The organism is Stenotrophomonas sp. STEN035 (assembly GCF_056759935.1).
Window position 1 is genome coordinate 127058 of sequence record NZ_JBRRDY010000006.1, and the last position, 17729, is coordinate 144786.

The window sequence follows — 17729 nt, forward strand, 5'->3', positions numbered from 1 at the left end:
CATGCACCAACCAATAATCACCAGATTGCCCGGTTTTGTAGGAGCGGCGTCAGCCGCGAAGCCACGAATGCCTACAACCTGGGCATTCGTGGCGATTGCTATCTGGCCGGGTTGGATCTGGCTATCTGCTGCTCCGGCGGGAGCAGTGGCTTCGCGGCTTACGCCGCTCCTACAAACAGCTGTCAGGTTCTTACAAAAATCTCCACACGCCGATTCAACTGCCTGCCGCTGGGGCTGTCCTTGCCATTGACCTCATTCGGTGCAACAGGCTGCGATTCACCGTAGCCATGTGCGGCCGCATCGGTCGCGCTGCCGCGCTGCCGCAGCGCAGCCAACACCGCCTGTGCACGGCGCTCGGACAGATCCTGGTTGTAGTCGTCGCTGCCCTGTGAATCGGTATGACCACGGATTTCCATCGCACTCGAAGGCACTTTACCCAGCGCCGTCGCCAGCACATCCAGCACCTTGCCGGCATCAGGACGGACCACGTCCTTGTCGAAATCGAACAACACCTTGTCGTTGAGGGTGATCACGTAGCCGCACGGCGCACCGGACGGTTTGAACTTGTCCAGCAGCGGGAACTTCCCGGCGGGCGGCAACGGCGGCAGCGGTGCCATCTTCACTTCGCGCGGCACCGCACCGATCGTGCCGGTGCCGTCACCGCGATTTTCGACGATGCCTTCCGGGCCGCCGATCCACTTGCCCGAGCCGTCGGCGTTGATCTCGATGTTGCCATCGCTGCCCACCCAGCTGCCCGAGCCATCACCGTGGTTCTCGATGGTGCCGAAGCCCCCCACCCAGCTGCCGCCGCCCTTCCCGTCCAGCTCGATGTTGCCGTGCGCGCCTACATAGGTACCGGAGCCATCGGCATTCACTTCGAAGGTGCCCGCCTCGTTGACCACGCTACCACTGCCATCCGGCTTTACTTCCACCACGCCGTCACCGGTCACCGCCTGGCCACTGCCATCGGCACCGATGTTGAACACACCGTGGCCGCCGACGCGTTCAAGGTTGCCCTTCGCATCGACGTTGGTGAAGCCGCTTTCATTGACCAGGCCACCATCGGTGGCGCAGTTGGCTGGGCGCACGCTGATGCCGGCGACCGGATCGATCAATGATTGCATCGACAGCTCCAGCCGCTTCTGTGCCGGGCCGCTGCCGATGATGCTGGGCACCATGATGGTGGGTATCACCGGGAATTCGATGCTGCCTGCAGTGAGCACTTCCGCGCTGGATGGCGTCGGAGCAGCGGCCGCCGCAGGCGCGGCTTCCGGTGCTGCAGCAGTTTGATCGGCAGGTGCATCGCGCCCGCAGGCGGAGACAAGAACGCTGAGACAAGCCAGTGACACAGCAGCAACACGCATGCAGCAACTCCATTTGTGCGGGAGCTGGCATTGTTGCCAAGGCCCCGTTCAATTTCCGTGACTGCTATAGGTGTTCCAACCCACGATCAGGATTCATCCAGCGCAGCAAAGGAGGCCGCAAGGTGATCAATGAACAAGCGCACCGACGGCAACAAGCCGCGCCTGGACGGAAACACCGCGTGGATGATTTCCTTCGGCGGCGCCCAGTTCGGGGCCACGTTGACCAACTGCCCTGCCTCCAGCGCATCGCGCACGATCATCGTCGGCAACTGCGCCACACCGACACCCGCCAGTGCCGCAGCACGCAACGCGGTCATGCCGCGGGTGATCAGACGCGGATGATGCTGTACTTCAGCGGTCGCGCCATTCGGGCCGATCAAGCGCCAGACATGCTCAGCCTGCGGCACGCCCAAGGCAACGCTGGGCAATAGATGCAGATCAGCAGGGCCATGCGAATGGCCATGCGTTTCCAGCAATGAGGGTGCCGCCACCAGGCATTGGGTGCGCTCGGCCAAAACCTTCAACACCAGCTCACTGTCTTCCAACGGTGGCGGGCGCACGCGGATAGCCACATCGACACCTTCGGCGATGACGTCAACGCGGCGGTTGGTGGCGTCCAGGTGCACTTCCACATCCGGGCAATGCGCCATGAAATCAGCCACCATCGCCGCCACCCGGAAATCCAGCAGCATGGTCGGGCAGCTCACCCGCACCACACCGCGCGGCTGCGAACGGGTCAGCTCGATGGATTCGGCCGCGGCTTCGGCCTCCACCAGCATCGCCCGGCAATGCGCGTAGAAGGTCTGGCCGACCTCGGTGACCGAAAAGTGGCGGGTGGAACGCTGGATCAGGCGCACGCCCAGCCGTTCCTCCAGCAGGGCGATACGTCGGCTCAGCTTGGACTTGGGCTCGCCCAGCGCGCGCCCGGCCGGGGCAAAGCCGCCGTGCTCGACCACCTTGGCAAAGTAGTACAGGTCGTTCAGGTCCTGCATTGCAGCTCCAGCGTTCACCAAATAGGACTATCAGACCATTTTTTGCCGTCTACCGGCGTGATCGTCCCAAATCTAATCTTTGCTCCAACGCCGGCGCACCCCGCGCCGCCCAAGGAGCAGACAGATGAAGAAAATCAGTGGCCTGTACAGCGCGCCCCGCCCGCACTGGGTTGGTGATGGCTTCCCGGTCCGTTCGTTGTTTTCGTACAACACCCACGGCCGCCAGCTCAGCCCGTTCCTGCTGCTGGACCACGCCGGCCCGGCCGAGTTCAGCCCCACCACCAGCCCGCGCGGCGTTGGCCAGCATCCCCACCGTGGTTTCGAGACCGTCACCATCGTCTATGAAGGCGAGGTGGCACACCGCGATTCCACCGGCGCAGGCGGCGAGATCGGCCCGGGTGACGTGCAGTGGATGACCGCTGCTTCGGGCATCCTGCATGAGGAGTTCCACTCCGAAGCCTTCACCCAGCGCGGCGGCAAGCTGGAGATGGTGCAGCTGTGGGTCAACCTGCCGGCCAAGGACAAGATGTCGGCACCGGGCTACCAGAACATCAGCAACGCCGACATTCCGGTGGTGCCGCTGGCCGATGACGCCGGCAAGGTGCGTGTGATTGCCGGTGAATTCGGCGGTCAGCGTGGCCCGGCCCGTACACATACACCGATGGACGTGTGGGACCTGCGCCTGTCACGTGACAAGCACGCCACGCTGCAGTTCACCGAAGGCCACACCGTGGCGATGGTGATCCTGCACGGGACTGTGTTGCTCAACGGCAGCCAGCTCGCCCGCGAAGGTCAACTGGTGCTGTTCGACCGTGCTGCCGGTGAGGTGGAACTGGAAGCCAACGCCGACGCCACCGTGCTGGTGCTTGCCGGTGAGCCGATCGATGAGCCCATCGCCGGCTACGGCCCTTTCGTGATGAACACGCAGGAAGAAATCCGTCAGGCGATGGATGACTTCAACTCCGGCCGTTTCGGCCAGATCGCAGCGTAATCCGCCGATGACCGGGTTTAACCACCCGGTCATCTTTCTCTCGCGCAGGCGTTACCCCGTCGGCGCGAACCTGCCCCTCCCAGTGGTGAGACAGCCATGTATACCTTCCCTCAAGTTGCCAACTTCAACGGCGCAAAACCCGTCATCGATCCGGACAACGTCGCAATGCTGTTGATCGATCACCAGAGCGGCCTGTTCCAGACCGTGCACGACATGCCATTCACCACCTTGCGGCGATTGGCCTCGACGTTGGCCAAACTGGCGTCGCTGGCGAAGATCCCGGTGATCACCACCGCCTCGGTACCGCAGGGCCCGAATGGCCCGCTGATTCCGGAGATCCACCAGAACGCACCGCATGCGAAATACGTGGCGCGCAAAGGTGAAATCAACGCCTGGGACAACCCGGACTTCGTGCAGGCAGTGAAGGACACCGGCAAGCAGCAGTTGATCATTGCCGGCACCATCACCAGCGTGTGCATGGCGTTCCCGTCGATAGCAGCGGTGGCCGATGGCTACCAGGTGTTCGCGGTGATTGATGCCTCCGGCACTTACTCCAAGCAGGCGCAGGAAATCACCTTGGCGCGGATGATGCAGGCCGGCGTCGTCGTCATCGATGTGGCCGCGGTCGCCTCGGAACTGCAGAAGACCTGGAACCGCGAAGACGCCGCCGAATGGGCGCAGGCGTACACCAACATCTTCCCCAACTACCAGTTGCTGATCGAGAGCTACAGCAAGGCGCAGGAAGTGGTGACCACCCACGAGCAATTGGATTCCCAGCGCAGCTGAGCCGGATCGCGACCAGGCAGACCCACGCCGCTTCATCTTCGTCGAGCACTGGGCCAGCCATGAGCTGCGCGAAAAGCACCATCACCACGGCCCACACATCAAGTATTTCGAAACGCACCACGCCGACGCCGTCGAGCGCATGGAAGCGGCGTACTTCATGGACCTCGTCAAGTAAGGCCCCCGTTTACCCCGCCGCGATATGCGGTGCGATGCCCAAGCGCGTGCTGCGCCTTCAGCACCCCAGAAAGGAACCTCGCCATGACCAGTGAAACCAAACGTGACCCCAAGCGTGACGACCTGCTGACCCCGGAAAACGCGGCACTGATCGTCATCGACTACCAGCCGGTACAGGTGAACTCCATTGCCTCGATGGATCGCCAGCTGTTGGTCAACAACATCGTCGGCGTGGCCAAGGCCGGCAAGGTCTACGGCCTGCCGATCGTGCATTCCACGGTCAACGTGAAGACCGGCCTGAACCACCCGCCGATCCCGCAGCTGCGCCGTGTGCTGAAGGATGAGCCCACCTACGACCGCACCACCATCAACTCCTGGGAGGACGTGGAGTTCCGCAAGGCCGTGGAAGCCACCGGCCGCAAGAAGCTGATCATGACTGCCCTGTGGACCGAGGCCTGCCTCACCTTCCCGGCGCTGGACGCACTGCGCGAAGGCTATGAGGTGTATGTACCGGTGGACGCTGTGGGCGGCACCTCGCTGGCCGCGCACGATGCCGCATTGCGCCGCATCGAGCAGGCCGGCGGCAAGATGATCAGCGTGCCGCAGCTGTTCTGCGAACTGCAGCGCGACTGGAGCCGCGCCGACACCGCCAAGCAATTCATGGAGCTGTTCATCAGCACCGGCGGTACCGCCGGCATCCAGTTCTCCTACGACGCTGCCGAGTAAGCAGGCAGCGTGCCCTCACTCTCCGGCAAACGGAGAGGGAGGGACATGGCTGCACTCGGGAAATCAGCAGGCATCGTGCCGGCCTCGGCGCCCGTGCATGAATACGCAGGCACTATCCAAAGGTCCAGTTCCACCCATCACCGCTGCCGCGCTACCGTCGCCCGGTTGTTTCCCCACGGTACCCGCCCCATGCAGCCCACTACCCAAGACACCGCCTCGGCGCGCTTCGCGATCCGCTGTGCGAATTTCGCCGAACGCTGGTTCCCCGATTCCTGGGTGTTCGCCGCCCTCGCCCTGGCCGCGGTCTCGCTGGCCGCGCTGTCCATTGGCGCCGCGCCTACCGACACCGCCAAGGCCTTCGGTGACGGCTTCTGGAGCCTGATCCCCTTCACCATGCAGATGGCCTTCGTGGTGATAGGCGGCTATGTGGTGGCCTCGTCGGGTCCGGCCTCGCGCTTGATCGATCGGCTGGCCCGCGTACCCAAGAACGGCCGCAGCGCAGTCGCCCTGGTCGCCATCGTGTCGATGACCGCATCGCTGTTGAACTGGGGCCTGAGCCTGGTATTCGCCGGCCTGCTGGTGCGCGCCCTGGCCCGCCGCAGCGAGCTGAAGATGGATTACCGCGCTGCTGGCGCGGCGGCGTATCTCGGCCTCGGTGCGGTCTGGGCGCTGGGCCTGTCCTCATCGGCCGCACAGCTGCAGGCCAACCCGGCCAGCCTGCCGCCGTCGATCCTGTCGATCACCGGCGTCATCCCGTTCACCGAAACCATCTTCCTGTGGCAGTCCGGCGTCTTGCTGGCCGCGTTGGTGGTGGTATCGCTGATCATTGCCTACGTCACCGCACCGGCCGCCAATTCCGCGCGCGATGCCGCTGATTGCGGCGTGGATGTCATGAGCGATGCCGCACCGGTCAAAACCAAGCCGACCCGCCCCGGTGAATGGCTGGAACACAGCCCGCTGTTGATCCTGCTGCTGGTTGCGCTGGCGGCTGGTTGGTTGATCCATGAGTTCAGCACCAAACCGGCGATCCAGGCGATCTCCGGCTTGAACACCTACAACCTGCTGTTCCTGATGGCCGGTGCGTTGCTGCATTGGCGCCCGCGCAGCTTTCTCGATGCGGTCTCACGCGCCGTGCCCTCGACCACCGGCGTGCTGATCCAGTTCCCGCTGTACGGCTCCATCGCCGCCATCATGACCACGGTCAACGGCAGCGAAGGCCATAGCGTGGCCCACATCATCTCCACCTTCTTTACCCAGATCGCCAGCCACGACACCTACGCGCTGCTGATGGGCAGCTACTCGGCGGTGCTGGGTTTCTTCATTCCCTCCGGCGGTGGCAAGTGGATCATCGAAGCGCCGTACGTGATGCAGGTAGCCAACGACCTGCACTACCACCTCGGCTGGTCGGTACAGATCTACAACGCCGCCGAAGCCCTGCCCAACCTGATCAACCCGTTCTACATGCTGCCGCTGCTCGGCGTACTCGGCCTGAAGGCCCGCGACCTGATCGGCTTCACCTTCGTGCAGCTACTGGTGCACACCCCGCTGGTACTGCTGCTGTTGTGGGCACTGGGTGCGACGCTGGCGTATACACCGCCCGTAATGCCCTGATCGATTGCTGCAACGATTGAAATCAGAACGCCACGCAATGCGTGGCGTTCTGATTTCTGCACCCTGTAGTGCCGAGCCATGCTCGGCAGGGGCTTTCCAAGCAATCAAAGCGACAACAGCACAGACGCTTCAACAATGTAATCACCGCACCGAATTCAGCTGAATATCACCTTGGTACCGTCAACCTTCAATGTGCCCGCCTTCTTCAGACCCGCGATCAGCGCATCAATCTCCTGAGTATTGATCTGATTCTGAAAATTGGACGCGATGTGTTTCTTCAACGCTGCCAGAGTTCCAGGCTTCCCACTTGTCATCTTGGCCAACAACGCCTTCATTCGAACAAGCTTTTCCGTTGCGGACATTGCTTTTGCCTGTACAGCCTTCTTGGCCACGGCAACCGCAGGCTTCTTGGCGAGGGGTTGGGCTTTTTCAACTACAACCGTCACTTTCTTCGCACTCGCTTTTTCAGCTGGCTTTGACGCAGGCACCATAGGCTTGTCGGCAACGACGGGCTTGAACAGCGGCATGTCTCCAACCGCTGCCGAACGGCATGCAAGAATCTTCTTCGTCTTCAGATGCTGTACCAGAGGATCGAATCCGGTGTCCTTGGAGATAATGTGGAAGAACCCGCGTGGGTCGACTGTCGCCAACTGACCGATATGGAAGGCGATATGGAAATCCAAGGCGTTGGAACCATTGCCAGATATCCGCACATAGTCGGCGCGCTCACGCATGACCTGCATCTGGATTGCCAGTTCCGACGATAGTTTGGTCTGCGCGGCACCAACGAATACCCAGAGACGGACATCCTCACGATCAAGCAGATTCAGATCGGTCGGCTGGACGTTCTCGTGATCGACCAACACGTAGTTGATGCGTCGGTTCTCCACCGGCGCCGCCATCGCAACAGTTTCTATTTGCATTCCCTGCAATTCCCAATGCCGCCCCGTTTCGAATCTTCGCCCAGCATTGTCCGTTTGCCAAACCGCATCCTTGAACTGAACACATTCAGCCCATCGTTCCCAACGCAGTTTCAGCAAAACGGCCAATGACCTCCAGCCCATTGCTTCCCCACCAGTAGCTGCCACGATTCCCCAACCACCAACCATCTGGAACCGGCCATGCTGTCAGCTGCACTACGCGTGTTTGTTGTGGGAATGCTTTGTGTCGCCGGCAACGCCGCAGCGGCGCCTCCGGATGCGGCCACCTTGCAGGCCATCGAGGCAACCGCCTACGACTACATGGACGGCCAGCTGGAAGGCGATGTCGCGCGGGTGACGCGGGCGCTGCATCCGGACCTGGCCAAGCGCAATCTCGTTGCCAATCCGAATGAAACACTGGGCCTGGGCCGGATGAGCTCAGACGAGTTGATCCGCTTCACCCGCGAGGGCGCACTGAAGACGCCGCGCGAGCAGTGGCAGCGGACGGTGACGGTGCTACAGGTGGATCAGGACATCGCCACGGTGCGGTTGGAGAGCCCGTGGTTCATCGATCACCTGCAGATGGGGCGGTTTGATGGGCGCTGGGTGATCGTCAATGCGTTATGGCATCGGAAGGTGCGGGGTTCTTGAGTTGGATGGGTTGGCCTTTGGGGTCTACGAGCCAGGAGCTTTCCCCCACCCCAACCCCTCCCCCGTGAACGGGAGAGGGGCTCTACTTCGGCGAGTGTTTTTGTAACGGACACTGAACAGAGCCGGCAAACCCCGCTATCGTATGCGGCTTCCAACCGTTGCCCGCCGCGCCAGCCATGAGCCAGACCGAAGTCGTGCATTCCACTTCCGAACACGGTGCCTGCGAGAACTGCCGCACGCCGTTGCAGGGCCACTACTGCCATGGCTGCGGGCAGTCGGCGCATAACCCGCTGAAGAACTTCGGGCATGCAGTCGAAGAGGTGTTCGAATCGTTCTGGCATCTGGATGGGCGCATTTTCCGCACCCTGCGCGATCTGCTGGTACCGGGTCGGATCGCCGTCAACTTCCTAAAGGGTCAGCGCGTCGGCTATGTGCAGCCGCTGCGGCTGTTCGTGATCCTTACGCTGTTCACCTTCTTCGTTGGCAAACTGACGCTGCACAGCGACGACTTCGGCACCGGCAGCAACGCCGATCCGGCCTTCGCCAAGGCGCAGACCGTAGCCGAGGTGGAAGCCGTGCGTACCACCCAGGTGGCGCAGATCGAGCAACAGCAGAAGACAAATCCTGCGGCCGCGCCAGCGCTTGCCATTGCCATGGCAGCGATCAACACCTCAGCTGCGCAACGCAGCGCGGAACTCGAAGCAAACGCGCAGCCATCCGCACGCAGCGCTACCGACTCGGCGCTGGCGCGTGCTGACGAGGCTGCCGAGCGTGTCAGTGCGGAGAAAAAAGCAGTCTTCATCAATGTCCCGATCAACGGCAAACCCTGGGACCCGGAAACCAATCCCGTCGTGCTGGCTGGCTGGCCGAAGTTCGTCAGCAACTGGCTCAATCGTCGGCTAGCCAACGGCCAAGCCAATGTCGAACGCATGGGCAGCAAGACCGATCTGTACGTGCAGGCCATCCTGACCTCACTGCCCGGTGCGCTGTTCTTTCTGATGCCGATCTTCGCGCTGGTGTTGCGCGTGGCTTACATCATGCGACGGCCGATGGGTTACCTCGAACACCTTGTGGTGGCGCTATACAGCCACTGCTGGCTGATGCTAGTGCTGTTGACCACCTTCCTCATCGCCGGTATCAGCGGTGCAATCGGCAATGCGGTGGTCAGCTCGATTTGTGCCTGGCTGTATGTGCTGTTGTGGCTTGCTGTGCCGGTATATCTGTTCTGGATGCAGCAGCGCGTGTATGGCGGCAACCCGATCCTGACCCTGCTGCGCTACAGCTTCATCGGTTTCATCTATTTCTTCCTGGTCACCTTCGTGGTGATGTACGCGGTGCTGGCCGGCGTGTCAGCTTGAACCCGGCCTAGGCCTGCGTTGCCTGCATCCAGCCCTTGCGTGCAGCGGCTGGATGGAAGCTCCATGCAACAAAGCGACTCTGCTTGTTGCCCTGCGCCATCGCCACTTCACGTACCTCGGCTGCGCCAACCTTGTCCAGCTGCTTGTGGATATCGGCCAGGTGCTCGCTCTTGGCCACCAGTGAACTGAACCACAGCACCTGATTCTGGATATCCACGCTCTCGCGGATCATCCGCCGCAGGAATGATGCCTCACCACCGGTGCACCACAGCTCGTTGGCCTGGCCGCCGAAGTTCAGCGCAGGCGCCTTGCGGCCGCCTGCCTTCGTGCCACCGAGATTACGAAGCTTGCGCTGGCTGCCCTGTGCCGCCTCCTTGGCCGAGGCATGGAATGGCGGATTGCACAGGGTCAGGTGGAAGCGCTCATCGGCTTGCAGCAGGCCGGCGAACAGATTGCCGCGCGCATGCTGCTGGCGCAGTTCGATGAGATGACCGAGGCCATTGGCCTGCACATTGGCATTGGCGGCCTGCAGCGCATCCGCATCGATATCGCTGCCAAGGAAACGCCAGCCGTATTCGGCCTGGCCCAACAAGGGATAGATGCAGTTGGCTCCGACACCAATGTCCAGCGCGCGCACCGTGGGGCCGCGTGAGATCACGCCGTTGTAGTCTGCAGCCAGCAGATCGGCCAGACCGTGCAGGTAGTCCACCCGGCCCGGCACCGGCGGGCACAGATAGCCATCGGGGATATCCCAATGCTGGATGCCGTAGTCGCTGGCGAGCAGCGCGCGGTTGAGTTCGCGCACGGCAGCCGGGTTGCTGAAATCGATGCTGTCAGTACCGGCCGGGGTTCGGATCAGGTGCGCGCGCAAAGCGGGATTCGCCGCAACCAGACGCACCAGGTCATAACGGCCTTGATGGCGGTTGCGGGGATGCAGCAGCGGCTGTGCCGCTGCTTGCCTGTTCGAGCGTTGTGGCCGGGAAATCATGTTCTTGTTGAGCGCTAGGGGTGACGAACCAGGGCAATCGGTGTGCTTGTATGAGCGGCGTAAACCGCGAAGCACGTACAGCAGCAGATGACATGTATTGCCTGCACCTGAGGCATTGTCAGCTTCGCGGCTTACGCCGCTCCTACAGGTTCAACAGCCTTCTACAGCTCCAAACCCTGCACGTTCTGCAGCAGCTGCGCGCCCTGTTCACCCACGCGCAGGGCCAAGGCCGCGGCAATCGCCGCATGCGCATCAGCCAGCACTTCGGCTTCGTTGCGGCTGGCGTCGATGACCTGCTTGTTGGGCAGCTCCAGCTGCTGGAAGATCAGCCGGCAACGCTCCAGGTTCTGCGCGGTTTCGAAGTGGTTGGGCTTGTCGCCACGCGCGCGGATGCGCTCTAGGCCCTGCTCCGGCTGCAGGTCGAGCAACAGCAGCAAATTCGGGCGCGGTGCGAAGTCGTTGGCCTGCAGCATCTCGTCCAGCGGCAGGCCGGCGGCGCCCTGGTAGGCGACCATCGACGGGAAGTAGCGGTCGAGGATGACGATCTCGCCACGGGCCAAGGCCGGGGCGATGACCTCTTCCACATGCTGGCGACGGTCGTGCAGCAGGTATTCGACCTCCTGCTCCGGGCTCAGCCGGCCGGTGGCGGCGGTGGCGCGCAGGCGGGTGCCCCACGGGCCGTTGGTCGGTTCCTTGCCCAGCACCACCTGCGCCCCTGCAGCGCGCAGGTGCTGGGCCAGGGTGTGAGCGAGCGTGGTCTTGCCAGCGCCATCAATGCCTTCGATGGCAATGAGCAGGCCACCGGGAATCTGTTGGTTATCCATGGGCGCTACTTTAATCGGATCCGGCCGATACCGCGCGGCTTGACGCCGCTGCCGCCATGCCAGGAACAGCCCCCGTATCAGCGTTCTGGCACGATGCAGCCGTTGATCGCGCAGTAGTCGGCCGCCCGCCGCTGCTCGTCCTCGGTCAACTCCGGCGGTGGCCGGGCGATCGCGGACTGGATCTGGTCGGGGCCGCCGGTGAGCTTGTTCAGGCCCTGCGCGGCCTTCATCAGGCCATAGCCGATGCCCATCATCAGGTAGCCGCCACTCATGCCGACCTGCTCGGGCGTCGGTGGCTCGCTCCAGTTCTTGCTGAAACGGTTGGGCGCGGCCTGCACCGGGTTCTTGAAGCGGTACAGGTCCAACGGCTCATCGTCTTCGGGCTTGATGGCGCGTACTTCACCCAGGGTGGTGACGTTGCCTTGCGCCGGCACCTCCACGACATCGCTCGGATCGGCTCGCGCGTTGTCGACACCTGCCGGTTCGACCACCTCCGCCCCGGGAGGCGAGGCAGCTGTGCTTGCTGGCACGGTCTGCTGCGCCTGTGCCATCCCCGCCAGCATCATGCCGGCCAACAAGGTGCTCCATTTTGCCGGTAATGCCACAGCCACCCACCCTGCCTGTTGCGCGTCGCCTGCAGCATACGCAGGCTGTCCTTCACATTTTGTTGGAACGCCGGCGTCCGTTCAGCATGTCGTAATCCCAATGGGTCTCACGGCATGAGACACCAATATGCTTCCATATGTTCTTTGATCGGCAGTTGCGTGCATGGCGTTCTCCCTCGCTCCCCGCACCGAAGCCAGCGAACGGGCGCTGGCAACCACCGATGGCCTGCCCTCGCGTGACGGCTCGTTGCTCGGCCAGCGCCTGGCCCGGCGCTACAAGGACCGAGTCACCGGCAGCTTCACCATCCCCGGCCGCGAAGGCAGCTATGCGCCGATTCCCGATGACGTACCCGAGGCGCTGAAAGCTGCATTGAAGGCGCGCGGCATCGAGCAGCTGTACTCGCATCAGGCCGAGGCCTGGGACGCCACCCAGCGCGGCGAGCACGTCGCCATCGTCACGCCTACCGCCTCTGGCAAATCGCTGTGCTACACCTTGCCGGTGGTCAGCGCGGCGATGCAGGGCAATGCCAAGGCCTTGTACCTGTTCCCGACCAAGGCGCTGGCGCAGGATCAGGTGGCCGAGCTGCTGGAGCTCAACCGCGCCGGTGATCTGGGCGTCAAGGCGTTCACCTTCGACGGTGACACCCCCGGCGATGCACGGCAGGCGATCCGCCTACATGGCGACATCGTGGTCAGCAACCCGGACATGCTGCACCAGGCCATCCTGCCGCATCACACCAAATGGGCGCAGTTCTTCGAGAACCTGCGCTATGTGGTGATCGACGAGATCCACACCTACCGCGGCGTGTTCGGCAGCCATGTCACCAATGTGATCCGCCGGCTCAAGCGCATCTGCGCGTTCTATGGCGTGCAACCGCAGTTCATCCTGTGCTCGGCCACCATCGGCAACCCGCATGCGCACGCCGAGGCGCTGGTGGAAGAGCGCGTGCATGCCATCACCGAATCCGGTGCGCCCACCGGGCCCAAGCACGTGCTGCTGTGGAACCCGCCGGTGATCAACCCGGACCTTGGCCTGCGCGCCTCGGCGCGTTCACAGGCCAACCGCATTGCCCGCATCGCGATCAAGAGTGGCTTGAAGACGCTGGTGTTCGCACAGACGCGTTTGATGGTGGAGGTGCTGACCAAGTACCTGAAGGACATCTTCGACAACGACCCGCGCAAGCCGGCACGCATCCGCGCCTATCGTGGCGGCTACCTGCCGACCGAGCGCCGCGAGGTGGAACGGGCGATGCGCGCCGGCAACATCGACGGCATCGTCAGTACCTCGGCGCTGGAGCTGGGCGTGGATATTGGTGCGCTCGACGTGGTCATCCTCAATGGTTACCCGGGCAGCGTTGCGGCAACCTGGCAACGCTTCGGCCGTGCCGGCCGTCGTCAGCAGGCCGCGCTCGGCGTGATGGTGGCCAGCAGCCAGCCGCTGGATCAGTACGTGGTGCGGCATCCGGATTTCTTCGCCAACGCCACGCCCGAGCACGCACGCATCTCGCCGGACCAGCCATTGATCCTGTTCGACCACATACGCTGCGCGGCGTTCGAGCTGCCCTTCCTGGCTGGCGAGCCGTTCGGGCCGATCGATCCGCTGGTGTTCCTGCAGGCGCTGGCCGAGACCGAAGTGGTGCACCAGGAAGGCGACCGCTGGGAGTGGATCGCCGACAGCTATCCCGCCAATGCGGTGAGCCTGCGCGCGGTGGCCGATGGCAACTTCGTGGTGGTGGACCGCAGTGACGGCAAGCAGCAGATCATCGCCGAGGTGGATTATTCCGCCGCTGCACTGACGCTGTACGAAGGCGCCATCCACATGGTGCAGAGCACGCCGTATCAAGTGGAACGGCTGGACTGGGATGGACGTAAAGCCTACGTAACCCGCACGCACGTCGACTACTACACCGACAGCATCGACTACACCAAGCTGAAAGTGCTGGATCGCTTTGATGGCGACGGCGCCGGCCGTGGCGACTCGCATCATGGCGAAGTCCACGTGGTGCGACGCGTCGCCGGCTACAAGAAGATCCGTTACTACACGCACGAGAATATCGGCTACGGCCCGGTCAACCTGCCCGACCAGGAGCTGCATACCACGGCCGTCTGGTGGCAGCTGCCGCAGGCCACGTTGCTGCGCAGCTTCGCGCAGAAGCAGGATGCGCTGGACGGTTTCCTCGGCGCCGCCTATGCGCTGCACATCGTCGCCACCGTAGCAGTGATGGCCGACGCCCGCGATCTGCAGAAAGCAGTGGGCAATGGCGATGGTGCCTGGTTTGCAATCGCCGACCAGACCGGCCGCGGTCAGCTGCGTGGCAATGAAGCTGGCGAAACCACAGTGGAACTGATGCAGAGTTTCGTACCCACGGTATACCTGTACGACAACTTCCCCGGTGGCGTTGGCCTGAGCGAACCGCTGTGGCAGCGTCAGGGCGAGCTGGTGCAGCGCGCCTTGGAGTTGGTGGAGCGTTGCGACTGCAATGCCGGCTGCCCGGCCTGTGTTGGTCCGGTATTGGCTGCACAGGAAGAAGAGAAAGGCCCAACGCCGCGCTCATTGGCATTGACCGTGTTGTCGCTGCTCTCGGCCGAGCGTTGCGATCAGGTGCCAACCATCGTCATGGACGAGGCCGTCGACCTGCTGCCATGAGCATCAGCCTGGACAAATTGAAAGCCCTGCGTAAACAGGCAGGGCTGGCAACGGCAGCACCTGCGGGATCAGCGGAGCCCGCAGCTGTTGTAGGAGCGGCGTCAGCCGCGAAGCCAGCAATGGTGGACGCCGCAGCAGTGCCTGTTGCTCCGGATGCATCTGGTTCTTCTCCTGCTTCGGATGCAGCAGTGGCTTCGCGGCTGACACCGCTCCTACAAAAGCCGAAGCAGGAATCCTCGGTATTCGGCTGGGTCGATCAGATCCAACACAAATCCGCAGTTCCACAAGACGGCGCTGCACTGCGACGCTTGTTGGCTACACGCAACCGCGCCATCGCTCCTGCACAGCCAGTCGAACGCGGCCCGGTTGATCGCGATCTACCCGGCACCGAGATCGCACCCGGACTGCATCTGATCGAAGCCTTCATCCCGCAGGCGATTCCAACGCAGCCGCTGTCACTGGCTTTCAGCAAACGTCCTGAAGAATCTGTCGCGCCGCAGGACCTGCTGTTCTTCGACACCGAAACCACCGGCCTGGCCGGCGGCACCGGTACCCGCGCCTTCATGATCGGCGCCGCCGACTGGCATCACGATGCAGCGCGCGGCGAAGGCCTGCGCGTGCGCCAGCTGCTGATGTCGACGATGGGCGCGGAGAGCGCAATGCTGGAGTTGTTTGCGAGCTGGCTGTCACCAAGCACGGTGCTTTCCAGTTACAACGGTCGCTGCTATGACGCGCCGTTGTTGAAGACTCGATACCGACTGGCGCGTCGTGGTGATCCGATTTCGGCGTTGGATCATGTGGACTTGTTGTTCCCGACCCGTCGTCGCTATCGCGGCACCTGGGAGAACTGTCGACTGGCGACCATCGAACGGCAGCTGCTGCTGATCGCACGCGAGGATGACCTGCCGGGTTCGGAAGCGCCTGCGGCGTGGTTGAGTTATTTGCGCGGTGGCAGCGCGCGCAATCTGCGCCGTGTTGGCGAGCATAACCATCAGGACGTGGTGACTTTGGCGCTGCTGTTCCTGCGCTTGGTACAAGCAGAGGCTGATGAGCGGACGGAATTGGCGTTGGAGGCGGAGCGCTGAGTTTCAGTTGCTCGTCAGGCTTTGCTTGTAGAGCCTACCCCACCCCAGCCCTCCCCTTGGCTACGCCAAAGGGAGGGAGCAGAGCTTGGCCCCCTCCCTTTCGCTGTAGGCGAAGGGGAGGGCTGGGGAGGGGTGCTTTTGCTGTAGCTCTAAAACCAAGCCCCAGCAAACCCTCCCAGAACATCACCCACCAAGCGGCCGCGCAATCCCACTGCTGATCGCTTCACGGATCAACTGCTCCGCATCACGGTTGGCCTTGGCGCTGGCCGCCGCCTGCTGCCGGCCCAACTCAGCCTGCTGCTTGCCCAATTCCCTCTGCTGCGCGGCCAGGCTTTCCATCTCCGCACGCATTGCCGGGTTCTCCATTTCCTCGCGTGCCTGTTCCAGCTTGCGGCGCGCTGCTTCAGATGCACGGCGCTGCGCATCACTACGTTCACCCGAACTCAGTGCCAGCTCCGCCTGCTCACTCGCCAGTTCACCAATCCGTGCGCCGATCTCGCCCATGCGCTCACCGATCTGCCCCTGGCGGTCGCCCAACGCCCCCTGCCGGTCACCCAGACGGCCCTGCGCATCACCCAGACGCACGCTTTCGGCATACAGCTGCTGAAAGCGCGACAAGGTTGCCGCATCGCGCACCACATAGCGCTTGCCATCACGGCGTACCAGCAGTACGCCCTTGCCGTCATCCAGTTGCTTGGCTTCGCGCAGGTCGGCGACGGTGCCATTCATGACGTTATGGTTGCCCTTGATCAGCACATAACCATCGGCGTTCTGGTTGCTGGAAAGATGGATCACGCCTTGCGTACGCAATGGTGCAGCGGGTGCTGGCGGGGCCGCCGGCGGTGCGGGTGGCACCACCAGTGCAGGTGGTGCTGGCGGCGCTGGCGGTGCGGCGGGTACAGCAGCACCGGCAACCACCGTGCGTGTCACCGAACGTGTGACCGGTGCGGTTGGCGCTACCGGTGCAGCTGGCGCAGCCAAAGGTATCGGTGGTGCTGGCGGCACGGGCGGTGCCGGCATCGCCACCAGGCGCAGCGGAGCCACACCGATCACGGCGACCGCAGCAATGATCAAGGCCGCACCGACGCGCGGGAAGGAAGATGTGTCCTGCAACATGAGCAATCTCCGCTTGAGGCTTAGAAAGGTCGGCGACGCGCTGGCCAAACCAGCGCCGGGCCGGGGAGCAACGCCCAACTGCAACAGCAGGCGTCCGTAGTGTTGGCGGCAGTGCCTGTCACCGGCGACCACCGCGGCATCCACCGCGGCTTCGCGGGCAATGCCGTATTCGCGGGCGGCGAGGTGCACCACCGGGTGGAAGAAGAACAGGTGCTGGGCGAGCGCAGGCACCAAGCCCAGCCACAGGTCATGGCGTTGCAGATGCACCAGTTCATGGGTCAAGGCCATGTCCAGCTGGTCGTCGCCCATGCGCTGCAGACCACGCGCAGGCAGCAGCAACACCGGACGCCATGGGCCAATCAGCTGCGGCGAGTCGATCGCAGTGCTGAGCATCAGGCGCGGTGCGCGGCGCAGGCCATGCGCATCGGCGGCAAGCGCAAGCGCGGCGTTGAGTTTGTGATCGTGGCAGGGCTGCGCGGCACGCAGCAGGGCACGACTGGCGCGATACGCCAGCGCAGTGCGCAATGCCATCACCAGTACGCCAGCAGCCCACATCGCCATCAGCACCAGGCTCCATGACCAGCTGCTGTCCGCTGGCAAAGGCTTCATCACTATGAGCGGCGCGGTGGTCATCGGTGCAGCGGTTGCCGCAGCCTGCACTACCATCGGTGCAGCATCGACGGCGGGTAGCAATGGCAACTCCAGCGGTGACGCCCAGAACAGGCCAACCACGGCCTGCACCGCCACCAGCCACCACAGCGTGCACTGGGTGCTGGCCGGCAGGCGTCGCACGTAACGGCACAGCAGCCACACCAGACCCGCCAACAGCGCGGTCTGCACGCTGGTCGCCAGCAAGCGGCTACCCAACAACTCGAGCGTCATCGACATGGC

15 protein-coding genes are annotated in these 17729 nt (G+C 63.3%); 8 read left to right on the forward strand and 7 right to left on the reverse strand.

Going from position 1 to position 17729, the window contains the following annotated elements:
- Positions 1-182: 182 nt before the first annotated feature.
- Together ACVOLL_RS04970 and ACVOLL_RS04975 are read right to left on the reverse strand one after the other, a co-directional pair.
- Positions 183-1364 carry an OmpA family protein gene (locus ACVOLL_RS04970; protein WP_481511879.1) on the reverse strand — a complete coding sequence of 394 codons (1182 nt, stop codon included), beginning with the start codon at positions 1362-1364 and terminating at the stop codon, positions 183-185.
- A gap of 86 nt (positions 1365-1450) precedes the next feature.
- A complete protein-coding gene (locus ACVOLL_RS04975) occupies positions 1451-2356 on the reverse strand; it encodes a LysR family transcriptional regulator (protein WP_481511880.1) in 906 nt (301 codons plus the stop codon).
- Between the two features lie 124 nt (positions 2357-2480).
- Here ACVOLL_RS04975 and ACVOLL_RS04980 point away from each other — a divergent pair, with 124 nt between their 5' ends.
- From ACVOLL_RS04980 to ACVOLL_RS04995, 4 genes are all read left to right on the forward strand, one after another.
- Positions 2481-3347 (forward strand): pirin family protein, encoded by an 867-nt coding sequence (locus tag ACVOLL_RS04980; RefSeq protein WP_481511881.1) that lies wholly within the window; start codon positions 2481-2483, stop codon positions 3345-3347.
- Between the two features lie 96 nt (positions 3348-3443).
- Entirely contained in the window at positions 3444-4133 is a 690-nt protein-coding gene (locus tag ACVOLL_RS04985) for an isochorismatase family protein (protein WP_481511882.1), read from the forward strand.
- 258 nt (positions 4134-4391) lie between these two features.
- On the forward strand, positions 4392-5033 hold the full coding sequence (locus ACVOLL_RS04990; protein WP_481511883.1) for a hydrolase: 642 nt from the start codon (positions 4392-4394) through the stop codon (positions 5031-5033).
- 189 nt (positions 5034-5222) lie between these two features.
- Entirely contained in the window at positions 5223-6644 is a 1422-nt protein-coding gene (locus ACVOLL_RS04995; RefSeq protein WP_481511884.1) for a short-chain fatty acid transporter, read from the forward strand.
- A gap of 155 nt (positions 6645-6799) precedes the next feature.
- Here ACVOLL_RS04995 and ACVOLL_RS05000 read toward each other — a convergent pair whose 3' ends face one another.
- Positions 6800-7693 carry a PIN domain-containing protein gene (locus tag ACVOLL_RS05000; RefSeq protein ID WP_481511885.1) on the reverse strand — a complete coding sequence of 298 codons (894 nt, stop codon included), beginning with the start codon at positions 7691-7693 and terminating at the stop codon, positions 6800-6802.
- A gap of 72 nt (positions 7694-7765) precedes the next feature.
- On the opposite strand from ACVOLL_RS05000, the gene ACVOLL_RS05005 reads away from it, so the two are divergent.
- Both ACVOLL_RS05005 and ACVOLL_RS05010 read left to right on the forward strand, forming a co-directional pair.
- Positions 7766-8215 (forward strand): nuclear transport factor 2 family protein, encoded by a 450-nt coding sequence (locus ACVOLL_RS05005; RefSeq protein ID WP_481511886.1) that lies wholly within the window; start codon positions 7766-7768, stop codon positions 8213-8215.
- A gap of 176 nt (positions 8216-8391) precedes the next feature.
- A complete protein-coding gene (locus ACVOLL_RS05010) occupies positions 8392-9573 on the forward strand; it encodes a DUF3667 domain-containing protein (RefSeq protein ID WP_481511887.1) in 1182 nt (393 codons plus the stop codon).
- 7 nt (positions 9574-9580) lie between these two features.
- On the opposite strand, the gene rlmF is transcribed toward ACVOLL_RS05010, so the two are convergent.
- From rlmF to ACVOLL_RS05025, 3 genes are all read right to left on the reverse strand, one after another.
- A complete protein-coding gene (gene rlmF, locus ACVOLL_RS05015; protein WP_481511888.1) occupies positions 9581-10561 on the reverse strand; it encodes a 23S rRNA (adenine(1618)-N(6))-methyltransferase RlmF in 981 nt (326 codons plus the stop codon).
- Between the two features lie 161 nt (positions 10562-10722).
- Positions 10723-11385, reverse strand: a complete 663-nt coding sequence (gene tmk / locus ACVOLL_RS05020) for a dTMP kinase (RefSeq protein ID WP_481511889.1) — start codon at positions 11383-11385, stop codon at positions 10723-10725.
- 77 nt (positions 11386-11462) lie between these two features.
- A complete protein-coding gene (locus ACVOLL_RS05025) occupies positions 11463-11996 on the reverse strand; it encodes a hypothetical protein (protein WP_481511890.1) in 534 nt (177 codons plus the stop codon).
- Positions 11997-12153: 157 nt separating this feature from the next.
- On the opposite strand from ACVOLL_RS05025, the gene ACVOLL_RS05030 reads away from it, so the two are divergent.
- Both ACVOLL_RS05030 and ACVOLL_RS05035 read left to right on the forward strand, forming a co-directional pair.
- The gene (locus tag ACVOLL_RS05030; protein ID WP_481511891.1) at positions 12154-14637 is read left to right on the forward strand and encodes a DEAD/DEAH box helicase; all 2484 of its coding nucleotides are present in this window, start codon (positions 12154-12156) and stop codon (positions 14635-14637) included.
- A complete protein-coding gene (locus ACVOLL_RS05035) occupies positions 14634-15722 on the forward strand; it encodes a ribonuclease H-like domain-containing protein (protein ID WP_481511892.1) in 1089 nt (362 codons plus the stop codon). Before ACVOLL_RS05030 ends, ACVOLL_RS05035 begins: the two co-directional genes overlap by 4 nt.
- Before the next feature lie 183 nt (positions 15723-15905).
- Here the strand turns inward: ACVOLL_RS05035 and ACVOLL_RS05040 are convergent, their stop codons facing one another.
- Entirely contained in the window at positions 15906-17726 is a 1821-nt protein-coding gene (locus ACVOLL_RS05040; protein WP_481511893.1) for a M56 family metallopeptidase, read from the reverse strand.
- Positions 17727-17729: the final 3 nt, after the last annotated feature.